Here is a 16,137-nt window from a genome sequence, read left to right on the forward strand (position 1 = left end):
CGGGCGCCATCGCGCCCTCCTGGACTGCGGCCTGTTGCGCGGCTGCCTCGCGCAGCTGAGCCACCATCGGCTCGGGCAGCTGCACAGGAAGTGGTGTCCGAACTGGCAGCGGGGTGCTGCCGCGACGAACAACGGTGTCGCCCAACGTTTCTCGTGCTTCGCCGGTCAACGCGTCGATCGTCTCGTGCGGGCCGTTGACCACGCAGCGGATCATCCAGCGGTACCCGTCGACCCCGATGAACCGAACCGCGCCGGATGCGGTGCCGACGACTTCGCGGCCCCAGCGACCGTCGTGGATGCTCACCGCGGCCCCGTCTGCGCGCAGCGTGTCGGCCAGCTCCCCGGCCACTTCGCGCCACAGCCCCCCGGTCTTGGGTGCCGCGTAGGCGGCGATGGTGAAGCGGCCGTTGGGTGTCACCACCCACACCGCGCTCGGAATGCCCGTCTCGGCGAGCTCGACCTGGAGCTGGCCCGTGGCCGGCATCGGAATCAGCACCGAGCCGAGATCCAGGCGGGCCACCTCCGCCGCCGCGGGGTCCTCGAAATCCTCGATGTCGAACGGGCCGTCCAGCTCCTCGGCGGGTTCGACGGTGGTGTCCGAATCCTGTTGCGGGACAGCATTCGCGACAGCGTCCTCGACGGCGTCCTCGACGGCATTCGCGACGGCATCGTCAGGCTCGGCCGCGCCGTCGCGGGCTTTGCGTCTGCCGAATGCCATCACAAACTCGCATGTCCGCCGGAGGAGCCATGGCCGCCGTCGCCACGGGATGTGTCGGCCAGCCCGGCCTCGTCGAACGACGACAACTCGACCAGCTCGACCAGCTCGACCCGCTGCACCAGCAGCTGAGCGATGCGGTCACCGCGGTGCACGACAACCGGCGTCGCGGGGTCGAGGTTGACCAGCGCCACCTTGATCTCCCCCCGATAGCCGGCATCGATGGTACCCGGGCTGTTGACTATCGAAAGACCCGCCCGCGCCGCCAATCCGGAGCGCGGATGCACCAGTCCGACCATGCCGAACGGGATAGCGACGGCGATGCCGGTGCCGACCAGGGCACGGTGGCCGGGCAGCAGTTCGACGTCGTCGGCGCTGTACAGATCGATCCCGGCGTCGCCGGCGTGGGCCCGGGCCGGCAGCGGAAGCGCGGGGTCGAGGCGGACGATCGCCAAACTGGTCGCCACGGGGCCACAGACTACTCTTGACCGGGTGTCCGGTACGCGCGTCGCACCGCAACGTGTGCGGTATCGCGAACGCCTGCGGGTGCCCTGGTGGTGGTGGCCGCTGGGTCTGGCGGCGGCGTCGCTGATCGCGCTCGAGGTCAACCAGGGGGTGCGCGGGCTGCCCGACTGGCTGCCGTTCGCGGCGCTGTTCGCGGTGGCCGCCGGGGTGCTGCTGTGGCTGGGCCGGCTGGAGGTGCGTGTCACCGCCGCAGACGACGGCGTCGAACTGTGGGCCGGCGAGGCGCATGTGCCCGTCGCCGTCATCTCCCGGTCGGCGGAGGTGCCCCGCACGGCGAAATCAGCGGCGTTGGGACGCCAGCTCGATCCCGCCGCTTTCGTGATGCACCGGGCCTGGGTCGGTCCCATGGTGCTGCTCGTGCTGGACGACGCCGACGATCCGACGCCGTACTGGCTGGTGAGTTGCCGCCGACCGCAGCGGGTGCTGTCCGCGCTGCGAGGCTGAGCGCTACCGGACCGGTCAGGCCGCGCAGTCGGTACAGATCATCACGCCGTTCTTCTCGCTGGCCAGCCGGCTGCGGTGCTGCACCAAAAAGCAGCACGAGCAGGTGAACTCGTCGGCCTGCTTGGGAATCACCCGGACGGACAGCTCCTCGCCGGACAAATCCGCACCGGGCAGCTCGAAGGATTCGGCGGTTTCGGACTCGTCGACGTCGACCACCGCCGACGCCGCCTCGTTCCGCCGCGCCTTGAGCTCTTCCAGCGAATCCTCGGACACGTCGTCGGTCTCGGTGCGCCGTGGGGCGTCGTAATCGGTCGCCATCGTGTTGTCCCCTCTTAAACCCTGCAAGTCTTAACCTTGCAAGCACAGCTTTGTACCAGCGTCGAACGCATCCACCAAATGATTCGTGCCAATCTGACGCTGTGTTACTTGTGATTTCCATCACATTTGCCGATCGGCCGCCGTACTCGGCCTGCCAGATCACGTCTACAGTGCGTACGTGGTCGCGCAGATTACCGAAGGCACCGCTTTCGACAAGCGCGGTCGCCCCTTCCGGCGCCGCAACACCCGCCCGGCCATCGCCCTGCTGGCGGTGCTCGCGGTCGCGGCGGGGCTGGTCTGGACGATCGCGTTGACCCGACCGCCCCGCATCCGCGAAGCCGCGGTGTGCAACCCGCCCCCGGAACAGACGGACGCGGCGCGCCTCGGCGAAGCGGTGCCGGGCAGCTCGATGGTCAACGTGCTACCCGCCAGGCTGGCCGAGACGCGGGTTCACGTGCTCAATGCCAGTGGTCGGGGCGGCGAGGCGGCCGACGTCGCCGCGGCGCTGCGCGACCTGGGTTTCGCCCAGCCCACCGCCGCCAACGACCCGCTCTACGCCAACACCAGGCTGAACTGCCAGGGCGAGATTCGCTTCGGCGAAGCCGGTCAGGCGACCGCGGCCGCCGTGTGGCTGGTGGTGCCGTGCGCGGAGCTCTTCCACGACGACCGCGCCGACGACTCCGTCGACCTCGCGCTGGGGACCGAGTTCAGCGGGCTCGCGCACAGCGATGACATCGACGCGGTGCTCGCCGGCCTGCGCCCGGACGCCGAGCCGGCCGACTCCGCGCTGCTGCAGAAGATCCACGCCGGCAGCTGCTGACCGGCTGCTACTGCTCCCGGATCGCGGCCCGTCCGCCGCAGCGTTGCAGGGCGGCCAGCAGCTGGTCGGCGATTCCGGGCGCCGCGGCGACCACCAGCTCGGCTCCGCCCGAACCCGGTCCGGGCTCGGGCAGCAGCACCCGGGCACCCGCCTCGGCCGCGACCAGGGCTCCGGCCGCGCAATCCCACACCTGCAGACCATGCTCGTAGAAGGCGTCCAGACGTCCCGCGGCGACCATGCACAGGTCCAGCGCGGCCGAGCCGATCCGGCGCACATCGCGGACCGCCGGCAGCATCCGCGCCAGCAGCGCCGCCTGCGCTTCGCGACGCCCCCGGGAGTAGCCGAACCCGGTGCCCAGCAAGGCCATCGACAGGTCTGTCACGGCCGAGCACCGCAGCGGCCGGGTCCCGCGCTGGTCGGTCACGTGGGCGCCGAGCCCCGTTCCGGCCGAATACACCCGCGCGCCCACCACGTCGGCGACCGCGCCGGCCACCGAGACGCCGTCGATCTGGGCCGCCACCGACACCGCGTATGCCGGGATGTCGTAGAGGAAGTTCACCGTGCCGTCGATCGGATCGAGCACCCAGGTCACCACCTCGGCGGACGCCGCCGGTTCGGTGGGCCCGCCGCCCTCCTCGCCGAGAATGGGGTCGCCGGATCGTATCCGCGCCAACCGGTCCCGCAGGAACCGCTCGGTCTCGGTGTCGACGACGGTCACCGGATCGGTCGGCGTCGTCTTGGTTCGCACCGCCTCGCTCGCGGCGGTGCCGGCGCCGGCGCCGAACACCTCGGCGCGGCGACGCCGCACGAAGCCGGCCGCATCTGCGGCCAAGGTTTCGGCCACCGAGCGCAATTGGGCCGGGTGTTCGGCGGGTGCGTCCACCGGCCTATCGCACCACAGCGATTCCGCGCGGCGGCGGGCGCAGGTGGCCGGCGCCCGGACGCACTAGGGTTTGGTCGGACACCACGTCTGGGCGAGGAGATTCGATGGCAGCCACGATCAGCGACCCAACCGGCGCCGATGGATCCACGGCGGCGCCCCAGCGCCGCGGGTTCGGCGTCGACGTCGGCGGCAGTGGCATCAAGGGCGGCATCGTCGACTTGGACACCGGTCAGCTGATCGGAGACCGCGTCAAGCTGCCCACCCCGCAGCCGGCCACGCCTGCGGAGGTCGCCACAACCGTCGCGGCGGTCGTCGAGGAATTCGGCTGGACCGGGCCGCTGGGAGTCACCTATCCCGGCGTGGTCGCCCACGGCGTCGCCCGGACCGCGGCCAACGTCGACGCCTCGTGGATCGGGATCAACGCCCGCGACGTCATCAGCGCAGCGCTGAACGGTCAGGAGGTCGTGGTTCTCAACGACGCGGACGCGGCCGGGCTGGCCGAAGCGCGCCACGGCGCGGGCAGAGACCGCCCCGGTCTGGTGGTGCTACTCACCTTTGGGACGGGGATAGGCTCGGCGCTCATCCACAACGGGACGTTGCTGCCCAACACCGAATTCGGACACCTCGAGGTCGGCGGCAAGGAGGCCGAGCATCGCGCCGCGTCGTCGGTGCGCGACAAGCATGGGTGGAGCTACCAGAAGTGGGCCAAGCAGGTGACCAAGGTGCTGGTGGCCCTGGAGAACGCGTTCTGGCCGGATCTGTTCATCGCCGGCGGCGGGATCAGCCGTAAGGCCGACAAGTGGGTGCCGCTGCTGACGAACCGCACGCCCGTCGTCGCCGCCGCCCTGCAGAACAGCGCGGGGATAGTCGGCGCGGCGATGGCCGCCAGTGGCGACGCCGCGCACTGATTTTGCGCTGCGGGCGGTGCACCGGCGCACTGTCGTTACAATGGTTCGCGGCAGCCGCCCGTCCGATAGTGGCGACATCCGAGACAGCCGACACTTTCGGTCGAGCACGCCGCCAGCACCGGAAGTGAGTCCTACCGAAGGGGTTCACGTGGCAGCGACCAAGGCCAGCCCGGCGACCGATGAGCCGGTGAAGCGCACTGCCACCAAAGCCCCCGCCAAAACCGGGGCGAAGCGATCCCCGCGATCTGCGTCAACCGCGGCGGCGAAATCCGCCAACGGCTCCAGCACCGTCCGACGGGCCGCCACGACAACCCCGACCGCGACGCGAGTCGGCAAGGCACCGGCCAAATCCGCCAAGGCGGTCACCGAAGTCGACCCCCCCGCGACGGGCCGCTCGCCGGCGAAGGCCGTCGCCGCCAAATCCACGCCCACCCGAAGCCGCACGAAGAAGGCGGCGCCGACGCGTGACGCCTCGCCCGACGCCGCCGTCACAACCGAGACCATCGAGCCGACCGAGGCCGCCGACGACCTCGACATCGAGCCGAAGCTCGACGAGGTACCCGTTGACGACATCGAACTTGACGCCGACCTGAACCTCGACGATCTCGAAGAGGTCGCGGCCGAAAGCCCGCCCGATCACGCCGACGGGGCCCACCCCGACGCGGGCGTGGCGGAAATCGTCGCGGCGGACACCATCGACGACGAGGAGGAGATCGCCGAGCCCAGCGAAAAGGACAAGGCGTCAGGCGATTTCGTCTGGGACGAAGACGAGTCCGAGGCGTTGCGACAGGCCCGCAAGGACGCCGAGCTCACGGCGTCGGCAGACTCGGTGCGCGCGTACCTCAAACAGATCGGAAAGGTGGCGCTGCTCAACGCCGAAGAAGAGGTGGAGCTGGCCAAGCGCATCGAGGCGGGCCTGTACGCCTCGCAACTGATGGCCGAGATGGCCGAGCGCGGCAACAAGCTGCCCGCCGCGCAGCGCCGCGACATGGCATGGGTCTGCCGTGACGGCGACCGCGCGAAAAACCATCTGCTGGAAGCCAATCTGCGCCTCGTGGTGTCGTTGGCCAAGCGGTACACCGGCCGTGGCATGGCGTTTCTGGATCTGATCCAGGAAGGCAACCTGGGCCTGATCCGCGCCGTGGAGAAATTCGACTACACCAAGGGGTACAAGTTCTCCACCTACGCGACGTGGTGGATCCGCCAGGCCATCACCCGCGCCATGGCCGACCAGGCCCGCACCATCCGCATCCCGGTGCACATGGTCGAGGTGATCAACAAGTTGGGCCGCATCCAGCGCGAGCTGCTGCAGGATCTGGGCCGCGAGCCCACTCCGGAGGAGCTGGCCAAGGAGATGGACATCACCCCGGACAAGGTGCTGGAGATCCAGCAGTACGCCCGCGAGCCGATCTCGCTGGACCAGACGATCGGCGACGAAGGCGACAGCCAGCTCGGCGACTTCATCGAAGACAGTGAAGCCGTGGTGGCCGTCGACGCGGTCTCGTTCACGCTGCTGCAGGACCAGTTGCAGTCGGTGCTCGAGACGCTCTCCGAACGCGAGGCGGGCGTGGTGCGGCTGCGCTTCGGGCTCACCGACGGCCAGCCCCGCACCCTCGACGAGATCGGCCAGGTCTACGGCGTCACCCGGGAACGCATCCGCCAGATCGAGTCGAAGACGATGTCGAAGTTGCGCCACCCCAGCCGTTCGCAGGTGCTGCGCGACTACCTGGACTGAGCGGCCCACCGCTCGGGTGCGGGTGGGAAAGTGCCGTCCGGGCCGGGCCGATAGCGGGTGACGCCGACCACAGCCGCCACCGGCAGCGGTCCGTACAGATGCGGGAAGACCATCCACGCGGGATCGCTGGATGCGCCGGGCTCCCACCGCACCGGTGAATCCAGCCGTTCCGGATCGATGTGGAGCAGCACCAAGTCGTCGCGGCCACGGTAGAGCCGGTTGGCCGGCAGATGCACCTGTTCGGGCATCGACAGGTGGATGAACCCGGTACCGCCGCTCGACTCGGGCCGCAGCTCGCCGCGGGCGCGCGACGCCGACCATTCGTCGGCCGAACACAGATGCACCAGCAGTCCCGCCGTCATATCACCAGCCTGCCCGACCAGCGACCGGGTCGGTGAGAAACGACACACCCTGCGACCCCCGGGGATGACGGCCGAAAGCCCCGGCGTCTGAGACAGTGGATTAAGGCAGAAACGGAGTAGCCATGAACGCAACCCTGACCAGTCCCCCCCTGACGAAGGCTGATCGGTGCGATCGGTGCGGCGCAGCCGCCCGCGTGCGCGTCACGCTGCCCTCCGGCGCGGAGCTTCTCTTCTGCCGCCATCACGCCAACCAGCACGAGGCCAAGCTCACGGAGTTGGCGGCAGTGCTGGAGGCCGGCGCCCCGGTGGAGCTGTAGCGAAAGCACCGGGCCCGCCGGCGATCCGGACGCCGAGGCCCTGGGGCATGCTGACGTGGTCATGAGTTGCCCGACGCCAACGACTCCCCGTCACCCCATCTGGCGGATCACCCGCCGAACGCTGTCCAAAAGTTGGGACGACAGCATTTTCTCCGAGTCGGCGCAGGCGGCCTTCTGGTCGGCGCTGTCCCTGCCGCCGCTGCTGCTCGGGCTGCTCGGCAGCCTCACCTATGTGGCTCCGCTGTTCGGGCCGGACACCCTGCCCGCCATCGAGCACCGCCTGGTGTCGATGTCCAGCCACTTCTTCTCACCCAGCGTGGTCAACGAGATCATCACGCCGACCATCACCGACATCGACCGGGGCGCGCGCGGTGAGGTGGTGTCGCTGGGTTTCGTGATCTCGCTATGGGCGGGCTCCTCGGCGATATCGGCATTCGTCGACTCGGTGGTCGAGGCCCACGACCAGACCCCGCTGCGGCACCCGGTGCGGCAGCGGCTGTTCGCGCTGCTGCTGTACGTCGTGACGCTGCTGTTCGTGATCCTCACCGCGCCGCTGATGGTGCTCGGCCCACGCAAGGTGGCGCAGTTCGTCCCCGACAGCTGGCTGAACCTCGCCTACTACCCGGTGCTGCTCACCGGGCTGATGGTCGCGGTGATGATCCTGTACCGGGTGGCGCTGCCTGATCCGTTGCCCTCGCATCGCCTGGTCTTCGGGGCGCTGCTGGCCACCGCGGTGTTCTTGATTGCAACCCTGGGCCTGCGTGTCTACCTGACGTGGATCAGCCGCACCGGCTACACCTACGGCGCGCTGGCGACACCGATCGCGTTCTTGTTGTTCGCCTTCTTCGGCGGCTTCGCCGTGATGCTCGGGGCCGAACTCAACGCGGCCATCCAGGAGCAGTGGCCCGCGCCGGTCACCCACACCCATCGGTTACGCCGCTGGCTGTCAGCGCGCACGCGGACCGGCGCCGACGAGGTCGACACCGCGGCGCGGCCACACTCCGTTGGCACCGACCAGGTCAGCTCTTCGTGAGCTGCTGGTAGATCCGCTTGCAGTCCGGGCAGACCGGCGATCCCGGCCGGGGTGACCGGGTCACCGGAAAAACCTCACCGCACAGCGCGACAACGTGTGTGCCCAGCACCGCGCTCTCGGCGATCTTGTCCTTCTTGACGTAGTGAAAGTACTTGGGCGTGTCGCTGCCGGTTCCGTCGTCGACGCGTTCGTCGGCATCGGTACGTTCGATCGTGTCCGTCTGCATGACTCACATTGTGCCCGAAGTCGGTCACAGACACCGCAGGACAACCGAGATCGAAACCGGCCGCGCCGGACACCGCGGAATGTGGGACAGTGGGTAGATGAAACGCGGTGCGAAACTGGGTTTCGACGACGACGGTCGGGCCGTGCTGATCACCGCCGCCGCGCCCGCCTACGACGTGCAGCATCGCCAGCGGGTGCGTAAGTACCTGACGTTGATGGCGTTCCGGATTCCCGCGCTGGTGTTGGCTGCGCTCGCCTACGGCGCCTGGCACAACGGCCTGGTCTCGCTGCTGATCGTCGCCGCGTCGATTCCGTTGCCGTGGATGGCGGTGCTGATCGCCAACGACCGGCCACCCCGCAGCGCCGACGAACCCCGCCGGTTCGATCACGTTCAGCGGCGCATTCCGTTGTTTCCCACGGCCGAGCGTCTCGCCCTTGAGAGCCCCGGTCGCCCGACGTCACACCCGCAACCGCCAACCGCGGGCGGGGACGGTTCCGAATAACTGTCTGGGACTGACCTTCTCAGGACATTCTCAGACCGTAGGCGCATTCGTGCACGTCAACCGGTGTGAGACCGCTGTCGGACGGGAACTCTTGAGCCGGGATGTTCGTTGGACCACACAGGACTTCAGGCCGATCAGGAGTTCACACGGATCAGGAGTTCACACAGGACTTCACGCCGATCAGGAGGCCGATATGGCACATGCCACCACACGCCGGGTGGACGGCGACCTCGATGCCCAGAGCCCTGCCGCGGATCTGGTGCGCGTCTATCTGAACGGCATCGGCAGGACGGCACTGCTCACCGCCGCCGATGAGGTCGAACTCGCCAAGCGCATCGAGGCGGGGCTTTACGCGCAGCATCTGCTCGCCACCCGCAAACGCCTCGGGGAGAACCGCAAGCGGGATTTGGCGGTGGTCGTCCGCGACGGCGAGGCGGCGCGCCGTCACCTGCTGGAAGCCAACCTGCGGCTGGTCGTGTCGCTGGCCAAACGCTACACCGGCCGGGGCATGCCGCTGCTGGACCTCATCCAGGAGGGTAACCTCGGGCTGATCCGCGCGATGGAGAAGTTCGACTACGCAAAGGGATTCAAGTTCTCGACCTACGCCACCTGGTGGATCCGGCAGGCGATCACCCGCGGCATGGCCGACCAGAGCCGCACCATCCGGCTGCCGGTCCACCTGGTCGAGCAAGTCAACAAGCTGGCGCGGGTCAAGCGCGAGATGCACCAGAACCTCGGCCGCGAAGCCACCGACGAAGAGCTCGCCGCGGAGTCGGGCATTCCGATCGAGAAGATCAACGACCTGCTCGAGCACAGCCGCGACCCGGTCAGCCTGGACATGCCGGTCGGCTCGGAAGAAGAGGCGCCGCTGGGCGACTTCATCGAGGACGGCGAGGCGATGTCCGCGGAGAACGCCGTCATCGCCGAGCTGCTGCACACCGACATCCGCAAAGTGCTGGCCACCCTCGACGAGCGCGAGCACCAAGTGGTCCGGTTGCGCTTCGGTCTCGACGACGGTCAGCCCCGCACCCTGGACCAGATCGGCAAACTCTTCGGCCTGTCCCGCGAGCGAGTCCGCCAGATCGAGCGCGAAGTGATGACCAAGCTACGCCACGGCGAGCGCGCCGACCGGTTGCGGTCGTACGCGAGCTGACGGCACCCCGCCACGGCGCACGCACTGCCGCGACGCGGCGGACGTCGTGGCGGTGCGTGCGCCGGCGAGTATGCGAGCCACCCGCAGGGCTGGCCACGTAGACTCGGGTCGACGGAGGGTGCGCGATGAACGACCTGGTTGATACCACCGAGATGTATCTGCGGACGATTTACGACCTCGAGGAAGAAGGCGTCACGCCGCTGCGCGCCCGGATCGCCGAGCGGCTCGACCAGAGCGGGCCGACGGTCAGCCAGACGGTGTCACGGATGGAGCGCGACGGGCTGCTGCGGGTGGCCGGCGACCGTCATCTCGAACTGACCGAGAAGGGCCGGGCTCTGGCGGTCTCCGTGATGCGCAAGCATCGGCTCGCGGAGCGGCTGCTGGTCGACATCATCGGACTGCCGTGGGAAGAGGTACACGCCGAGGCCTGCCGGTGGGAGCACGTGATGAGCGAAGACGTCGAGCGGCGGCTCGTCAACGTGCTCAACAACCCGACCACCTCGCCGTTCGGAAACCCGATTCCCGGGCTGAAGGACCTGGGGATGGGGGCGGGCATGGATGCCCACGAGGCCAATCTGGTCCGGCTGACCGAGTTGCCGTCCGGGTCACCGGTCGCGGTGGTGGTGCGCCAGCTCACCGAACACGTACAGGGCGACATCGAGCTGATCACCCGGCTCAAGGATGCTGGCGTCGTCCCCAACGCGCGGGTGACCGTCGAGACCAATCCCGGCGGAGGCGTGACGATCGTGATAACCGGCCACGAAAAGGTCAGCTTGCCCCACGAGATGGCCCACGCCGTCAAGGTCGAAAAGGTGTGACGTCTATCCGGCGCGCCGGCCCGATGCTGCACGCGGCGGCAGCCGCACGCCGAGCCGCTTCGCCATCCGGTAGCCGGTGACCGCGAGCTGGCGAATGTGCTCCGGGCGCAGACCCGACTGCAGGGCGGTGTCGAGCATGCCCGCCATCCGGTGGCCGGGTTCGCTGCGCAACGCGGCTTCCAGCGACACCCCGGCCAGCGGTCCGTCGCCGCGCGCGTACGCGCTGAACGCCAGCAGCACCAGCGCCTCGACCCGCCACGGTTCGGGCAAGCGACGCGACAGCAACGCCCACAACGACTCGGCGGCCGCGGCGCTGTCCCCGACCGCAAGCGCGCAGAGCGTGTCGCGCACGGCCACGTCCGACAGGGCGCAGCCCAGTGCGGCCAGCTCGCTGTCGGGGAGCTGCTGCCCGGCGGCAACCCGGGCGGCGGCAGCCAGGGCGTTCTCGACGTCGCGGCGGCCGCAGCCGACCGGGTCGGCGCGATGCGCGGCGGCGCGCGACGAGGCGTGGTGATCGAGCGTGGCAGCCAGTTTCGAGCTCGCCGTCTGATCGGGCGCGATGACGGCTTGCAGGTCGACACGCCGACCGTAGAGGCGGCGCCCGTCGAGCACCGCCGCCAACGCCAGCGGCGACGCTGAGGGATCGTCGACCGCCCCGCCGGCACCGCAGCCGTCGACGCAGCGCCAGCTCCCGCCGGCGGCCACCTGATCGACCACGTGGGCGGCCCACAGCACGATGTCACGCCGCGACAGCTCCTGCGACAGTGCGGCGCTGAGGTGGCGGTACTCCTCGGCGCAGACCGGGCAAGCGGCGCCGTCGGCGTCGACGATCACCAGGATGACGGCCTCCGGGCCGGCCGCCGCGGCCACGTCGGCGAGCTGCCCGACCCGCTCGGTCAACGCACCCGAGAGGTCGGCTCGCATCACCGACCCCAGCGCTCCGTCGTCGACCGACACCAAAACCAGCGATTTCTCGGGCACGAAACCCAAGACAGCCGGCAACGCGGCGATCAGCGCGCCGGGGCGATTGAGATCATTGAGATCAAAGTCTTGTCGATGTTGTGTCATGCGGTGAACGCTGGCAACCGGCACCGTCAGCGTGCCCGTCGCGGTGGCGTTCTGAACAGCCTGCTGTGGACAAAGTCGCAACTGTGGAAACCGGCCGCACGGGCTCCGCTCAACACGGATCGTCGATGCCGGACGGCGCGGTGTCGCCGGGGCCGCCGGCTTCGGCACGCGCCACAAGAGCGGCCGTGTGGTCGTCGAATGGGGGTGAATACGAGACGTCGTCGGTGCAACCACCACCGTCGAGGCCGCCGATCACCCCGGTGACCGTCGACCCGCTGACCCACGGGGCGCCGCTGGTGCCGTCGACCAGGCCCGCACACGGCAGTTCGGGAAACCCGCCCGCGGTGATTCCGGTGCCGGCCTGACACCCGATCGGCCGGCCGCCAACACCGGCCGCATAGGCCGTGACCGTGACCCGGCTACCCCGCGCCGGCGCCGCACCCAGCGTAAACGCCGAGCCGGCCTGCGCCTCCACCGACCGTCCGCCCGCCCGGCTCACCCGCAGGATCGCATAGTCCGCGCGCGGGTCCCTCGCGGCGACCCAGCGGGGATCGAGGTAGACCGCGGTCACGGTCCACACATCGCCGGCGGGCGCGGCGTCGGCGAAGCCGGGAACGAAAGTGACCGGAAAGCCCGCCGGCAGGCAATGCGCAGCCGTCAAGACCAGGTCGCCGCCCGGGGAATGCAGCACCGAGCCGGTGCAGACGTGCAGATCGCCGCCGCCGAGGAAGATCACACCGACCCGCGGATCCGGGTTAACCGGACGCGCGACGACCGAATGCGCGGGTTCCGCGCGACCGGGTGCCGGCGCCTCCCGCTGCGGGTGCGGCCGTGCCGTGGTCGTGCCGGTGACCTGATCGGTGTGCTGCCCACAGGCGGTCACGACTCCCGCCGATACCACCGCCAGGCTGATCGTCACTGCTACCAGGGTGCGCATCGTTGTCGATCATGCCCGACCGTGACGCCACCCGCGTGCAACCCGCACACACGGCTGCGCTGGCAACCGCACGTCCATCTGAGAGACACTGGGATGACACGACGCGATCCCCGGCGTCACGGCAAGGAGGCAACACCAATGGGCTACGACCTGCCCGCCGGCCACGAGCAGCGCCCCCAGCCGGAGCAGAACGGCATGTACCAGCTCGCGCTGCCGGCGCCGCAGCTGGTGTCCTCGGATGGCCGCGGCCCGGTGCTGGTGCACGCTTTGGAGGGCTTTTCCGACGCAGGCCATGCCATCCGGCTGGCCGCCACGCACCTCAAGGACGCGCTCGACACCGAGCTGGTGGCGTCGTTCGCCATCGACGAACTGCTGGACTACCGTTCCCGGCGGCCGCTGATGACGTTCAGAACCGACCATTTCACGCGTTACGACGATCCCGAGCTGAGCCTGTACGCGCTGCACGACAGCGTCGGAACACCTTTCCTGCTGTTGGCCGGCATGGAGCCGGACCTCACGTGGGACCGCTTCGTCGCCGCGGTGATGTTGCTGGCCGAGCGGCTGGGGGTGCGGCAGACGGTCGGCCTGGGCACCATCCCGATGGCCGTCCCGCACACCCGCCCGGTGACGATGACGGCCCACTCCAACAACCGTGAGCTGATCGCGGACTTCACGCCCTGGATCAACGAGGTGCAGGTGCCCGGCAGCGCGTCCAACCTGCTGGAATACCGGATGGGTCAACACGGGCACGAGGTGGTCGGCTTCACCGTGCACGTACCGCACTACCTGGCGCAGACCGACTACCCGGCCGCCGCGCAGGCACTGCTGGAGCAGGTGGCCAAGACTGCATCCCTGCGGCTGCCGCTGGATGCGCTGGCCGAGGCGGCCGCCGCGATCCGGGCCAAGATCGACGAGCAGGTCGAAGCCAGCCCCGAGGTCGCTCATGTGGTGTCGGCACTGGAGCACCAGTACGATGCCTTCATCGCCGCCCAGGAGAACCGTTCACTGCTCACCCGAGACGAAGACCTGCCCAGCGGGGACGAGCTCGGCGCGGAGTTCGAGCGGTTCCTGGCTCAGCAGGCCGAAAAGAAGTCCGGCGACGGCGACCAGACCTGACCCGCCGTTTCGGCCCGACGTCTAATAAGTTGGCACCATGACCGAGCGAAAGCCGAACCTCCGCCCGGTGCGTGAAGTCACGCCGTCGCTGCAGTTCCGCACGGTCCACGGCTACCGGCGGGCGTTTCGGATCGCCGGTTCCGGTCCGGTCATCCTGCTGATCCACGGCATCGGCGACAACTCCACCACGTGGGACGCCGTGCAGGCCACGCTTGCGCAACGGTTCACGGTCATCGCCGTCGATCTGCTCGGCCACGGCCAGTCCGACAAGCCGCGCGCCGACTATTCGGTGGCCGCCTACGCCAACGGGATGCGCGACCTGCTGTCCGTGCTCGACATCGAGCGCGTCACCGTGGTCGGCCATTCGCTGGGCGGCGGAGTGGCGATGCAGTTCGCCTACCAGTTTCCGCAGCTGGTGGAACGGCTGGTTCTGGTCGGGACCGGAGGCGTCACCAAGGATGTCAACCTGGTGTTGCGGATGGCGTCGTTGCCGATGGGCGGCGAGGCGCTGGCGCTGCTGCGCCTGCCGTTCGTGCTGCCGGTCGTGCAGCTCGCCGGCCGCGCGGCGGGATGGGTGCTGGGATCGACGGCGCTGGGCCGGGATGTGCCCGACGTGCTGCGGGTGTTGGCCGACCTGCCCGAGCCGATGGCCTCGGAGGCGTTCACCCGGACCCTGCGGGCGGTGGTCGACTGGCGCGGCCAGATGGTCACCGTGTTGGACCGCAGTTATCTGATGGAATCGATTCCGGTGCAAATCATCTGGGGCACCCAGGACGTCGTGGTGCCGGTGCGCCACGCCTGGATGGCACATGCGGCGATGCCGGGCTCGCAAGTGGAGATCTTCGAACGGTCCGGCCACTTTCCCTTCCACGACGACCCTGACCGCTTCATCGAGGTCGTCGAGCGTTTCATCGACACCACCGAGCCCGCCGCCTACGACCCGAACGCTCATCGGGAGTTGCTCCGCGGCGGGGGCGGCGAGCATGCGGTTTCCGGTCCGGTCGACACCCGCGTCGCCGTGCTGAGCGCCATGGATTCCGACGAACGCAGCGCAACCTGACCGTGCCGGCGGCAATCCGTCGTAGTGTCGCCTCATGAGCATCGATGTGACGGTGCTGCGCGTCTTCACCGACGCGCAGGGCAACTTCGGAAATCCGCTCGGCGTCGTCGATGCCGGCACCGTCGAGTCATCCGGGCACCAGCAACTCGCGGCCCAATTGGGTTACAGCGAAACCGTATTCGTCGACCTGCCCGCCGCCGGGTGCGGCACCGCGCACGCCCGCGTCTACACCCCGGTGACCGAGCTGGCGTTCGCCGGTCACCCGGCGGTGGGGGTGTCGTGGTGGCTGCGCGAGCGGGGCACACCGATCCGCACCCTGCAGGTGCCGGCCGGCATCGTGCAGGTGAGCTACGACGGCGACGTCACCGCCGTCGACGCCCGCTCGGAATGGGCGCCGGAGTTCGCCATTCACGATCTGGAGTCGCTCGACGACCTGCTGGCCGCCGACCCCGACGACTTTCCCGACGACATCCAGCACTACCTGTGGGCGTGGATCGACCAGTCCGCGGGGTCGTTGCGCGCGCGGATGTTCGCGGCCAATCTGGGTGTCCCCGAAGACGAGGCGACCGGATCGGCCGCGGTGCGGATCACCGACTACCTCAGCCGCGGCCTGACCATCGTGCAGGGCAAGGGCTCGGTGATCGAGACCACCTGGAGCCCGGCGGGCTGGGTTCGGGTCGCCGGTCGCGTGGTCGACGACGGCGTGACGCGCTTCGTCTGAGCGTCAGTCTGTGCGGCGCAACACCGCGCCGAGGTGATGCTGCAGCGGTTGGCCCACCGCCGCCATCCGCAGCGAGTAGGACAGCTCGTCGCCGGCGATCCGGAACGACCGGCCCAGCGCCGTCACCTCTTTCGCGGTCGGGGTCAGCCCGATCGTCGACGAGGTCAGTTCGAGCTCGATCGTCGTGCCGTCCGCGGTGAAGGTTCCCACCTCGATTTCGGTGATGCCGCTGGGGTGGGCGAGGACCAGCTCCACCCGGCCCGGCTGCGGCACCCGCAGGTAGCCGGCCTCGGCGTGCAGGGGCTTGCCGTCGGCCACCGCCCTGGTCTTCTGCCCGTAGACCAGAAACGGCTTGCCCACGTGGGAGAAGACCACTTCTTCGACGTAGTCGAACGGTTCGATCGTTGGATAGCTGCCCGAGCCGCGGCCTGTCCACGTGCCCAGCAGCGCCGCGAGCCCTGTCAGGTCGGGGTGCA

At 69.3% G+C, this 16,137-nt stretch carries 21 protein-coding genes; 12 read left to right on the forward strand and 9 right to left on the reverse strand.

The genetic code is table 11. The annotated features are described in order from the left end of the window. Positions 1-718 (reverse strand): DUF3710 domain-containing protein (locus ABDW21_RS12655; RefSeq protein ID WP_343710508.1); only part of this gene is annotated, 718 nt, incomplete at its 3' end. Beyond that, positions 718-1,182, reverse strand: coding sequence for a dUTP diphosphatase (gene dut, locus ABDW21_RS12660; protein WP_343601967.1), 465 nt, complete (start codon positions 1,180-1,182; stop codon positions 718-720). The genes dut and ABDW21_RS12655, both read right to left, overlap by 1 nt. Before the next feature lie 25 nt (positions 1,183-1,207). On the opposite strand from dut, the gene ABDW21_RS12665 reads away from it, so the two are divergent. After that, positions 1,208-1,684: a DUF3093 domain-containing protein gene (locus tag ABDW21_RS12665; protein ID WP_343601965.1), complete on the forward strand. Its 477-nt coding sequence runs from the start codon at positions 1,208-1,210 to the stop codon at positions 1,682-1,684. A gap of 15 nt (positions 1,685-1,699) precedes the next feature. Here the strand turns inward: ABDW21_RS12665 and ABDW21_RS12670 are convergent, their stop codons facing one another. Beyond that, positions 1,700-2,002 (reverse strand): DUF4193 domain-containing protein, encoded by a 303-nt coding sequence (locus tag ABDW21_RS12670; RefSeq protein ID WP_343601963.1) that lies wholly within the window; start codon positions 2,000-2,002, stop codon positions 1,700-1,702. A 178-nt stretch (positions 2,003-2,180) separates the two neighbouring features. Between ABDW21_RS12670 and cei the strand changes: the two genes are divergently transcribed. Continuing rightward, entirely contained in the window at positions 2,181-2,822 is a 642-nt protein-coding gene (cei, locus tag ABDW21_RS12675) for an envelope integrity protein Cei (protein ID WP_343710509.1), read from the forward strand. Positions 2,823-2,829: 7 nt separating this feature from the next. On the opposite strand, the gene ABDW21_RS12680 is transcribed toward cei, so the two are convergent. Beyond that, positions 2,830-3,705: an inositol monophosphatase family protein gene (locus ABDW21_RS12680; protein ID WP_343710510.1), complete on the reverse strand. Its 876-nt coding sequence runs from the start codon at positions 3,703-3,705 to the stop codon at positions 2,830-2,832. 104 nt (positions 3,706-3,809) lie between these two features. Here ABDW21_RS12680 and ABDW21_RS12685 point away from each other — a divergent pair, with 104 nt between their 5' ends. Both ABDW21_RS12685 and ABDW21_RS12690 read left to right on the forward strand, forming a co-directional pair. Then, complete coding sequence (locus ABDW21_RS12685) at positions 3,810-4,613, forward strand: polyphosphate--glucose phosphotransferase (RefSeq protein ID WP_343601960.1); 804 nt, start codon at positions 3,810-3,812, stop codon at positions 4,611-4,613. Positions 4,614-4,761: 148 nt separating this feature from the next. After that, the gene (locus ABDW21_RS12690; protein WP_343601958.1) at positions 4,762-6,348 is read left to right on the forward strand and encodes an RNA polymerase sigma factor; all 1,587 of its coding nucleotides are present in this window, start codon (positions 4,762-4,764) and stop codon (positions 6,346-6,348) included. On the opposite strand, the gene ABDW21_RS12695 is transcribed toward ABDW21_RS12690, so the two are convergent. Then, positions 6,336-6,710 (reverse strand): DUF952 domain-containing protein, encoded by a 375-nt coding sequence (locus ABDW21_RS12695; protein ID WP_343710511.1) that lies wholly within the window; start codon positions 6,708-6,710, stop codon positions 6,336-6,338. The genes ABDW21_RS12690 and ABDW21_RS12695 overlap by 13 nt on opposite strands. Before the next feature lie 122 nt (positions 6,711-6,832). On the opposite strand from ABDW21_RS12695, the gene ABDW21_RS12700 reads away from it, so the two are divergent. Both ABDW21_RS12700 and ABDW21_RS12705 read left to right on the forward strand, forming a co-directional pair. Continuing rightward, complete coding sequence (locus ABDW21_RS12700; protein WP_343601956.1) at positions 6,833-7,027, forward strand: hypothetical protein; 195 nt, start codon at positions 6,833-6,835, stop codon at positions 7,025-7,027. A gap of 61 nt (positions 7,028-7,088) precedes the next feature. After that, positions 7,089-8,060, forward strand: coding sequence for a YihY/virulence factor BrkB family protein (locus ABDW21_RS12705; protein ID WP_343601955.1), 972 nt, complete (start codon positions 7,089-7,091; stop codon positions 8,058-8,060). On the opposite strand, the gene ABDW21_RS12710 is transcribed toward ABDW21_RS12705, so the two are convergent. Further along, positions 8,047-8,286, reverse strand: a complete 240-nt coding sequence (locus ABDW21_RS12710; protein ID WP_343601954.1) for a DUF3039 domain-containing protein — start codon at positions 8,284-8,286, stop codon at positions 8,047-8,049. The two genes, ABDW21_RS12705 and ABDW21_RS12710, sit on opposite strands and share 14 nt — an antisense overlap. A 97-nt stretch (positions 8,287-8,383) precedes the next feature. Between ABDW21_RS12710 and ABDW21_RS12715 the strand changes: the two genes are divergently transcribed. The 3 genes from ABDW21_RS12715 to ABDW21_RS12725 all read left to right on the forward strand — a co-directional run bounded on the left by ABDW21_RS12715 (position 8,384) and on the right by ABDW21_RS12725 (position 10,759). Then, a complete protein-coding gene (locus ABDW21_RS12715; RefSeq protein ID WP_343601952.1) occupies positions 8,384-8,788 on the forward strand; it encodes a DUF3099 domain-containing protein in 405 nt (134 codons plus the stop codon). Between the two features lie 133 nt (positions 8,789-8,921). Continuing rightward, the gene (gene sigB / locus ABDW21_RS12720) at positions 8,922-9,941 is read left to right on the forward strand and encodes a sigma-70 family RNA polymerase sigma factor SigB (RefSeq protein WP_343601970.1); all 1,020 of its coding nucleotides are present in this window, start codon (positions 8,922-8,924) and stop codon (positions 9,939-9,941) included. A 125-nt stretch (positions 9,942-10,066) separates the two neighbouring features. Then, entirely contained in the window at positions 10,067-10,759 is a 693-nt protein-coding gene (locus ABDW21_RS12725) for an iron dependent repressor, metal binding and dimerization domain protein (RefSeq protein ID WP_343601950.1), read from the forward strand. A 3-nt stretch (positions 10,760-10,762) separates the two neighbouring features. Here ABDW21_RS12725 and ABDW21_RS12730 read toward each other — a convergent pair whose 3' ends face one another. Further along, complete coding sequence (locus tag ABDW21_RS12730; protein WP_343601948.1) at positions 10,763-11,827, reverse strand: DUF4192 domain-containing protein; 1,065 nt, start codon at positions 11,825-11,827, stop codon at positions 10,763-10,765. A gap of 109 nt (positions 11,828-11,936) precedes the next feature. Continuing rightward, positions 11,937-12,764 (reverse strand): trypsin-like peptidase domain-containing protein, encoded by an 828-nt coding sequence (locus ABDW21_RS12735; protein WP_343710512.1) that lies wholly within the window; start codon positions 12,762-12,764, stop codon positions 11,937-11,939. 138 nt (positions 12,765-12,902) lie between these two features. Between ABDW21_RS12735 and ABDW21_RS12740 the strand changes: the two genes are divergently transcribed. From ABDW21_RS12740 to ABDW21_RS12750, 3 genes are read left to right on the forward strand one after another with little or no spacing between them, the layout of a single operon-like run. Further along, positions 12,903-13,880: a PAC2 family protein gene (locus tag ABDW21_RS12740; protein ID WP_343601945.1), complete on the forward strand. Its 978-nt coding sequence runs from the start codon at positions 12,903-12,905 to the stop codon at positions 13,878-13,880. Between the two features lie 37 nt (positions 13,881-13,917). Then, the gene (locus ABDW21_RS12745; protein WP_343601943.1) at positions 13,918-14,940 is read left to right on the forward strand and encodes an alpha/beta hydrolase; all 1,023 of its coding nucleotides are present in this window, start codon (positions 13,918-13,920) and stop codon (positions 14,938-14,940) included. A 34-nt stretch (positions 14,941-14,974) separates the two neighbouring features. Then, the gene (locus ABDW21_RS12750; protein WP_343601942.1) at positions 14,975-15,661 is read left to right on the forward strand and encodes a PhzF family phenazine biosynthesis protein; all 687 of its coding nucleotides are present in this window, start codon (positions 14,975-14,977) and stop codon (positions 15,659-15,661) included. A gap of 3 nt (positions 15,662-15,664) precedes the next feature. Here ABDW21_RS12750 and ABDW21_RS12755 read toward each other — a convergent pair. Then, on the reverse strand, positions 15,665-16,137 hold a 473-nt coding region (locus ABDW21_RS12755), incomplete at its 5' end, for a peroxynitrite isomerase (protein ID WP_343710513.1).

This window comes from Mycobacterium sp., assembly GCF_039583805.1.
In the GTDB taxonomy this organism is placed as follows: Bacteria; Actinomycetota; Actinomycetes; order Mycobacteriales; family Mycobacteriaceae; genus Mycobacterium.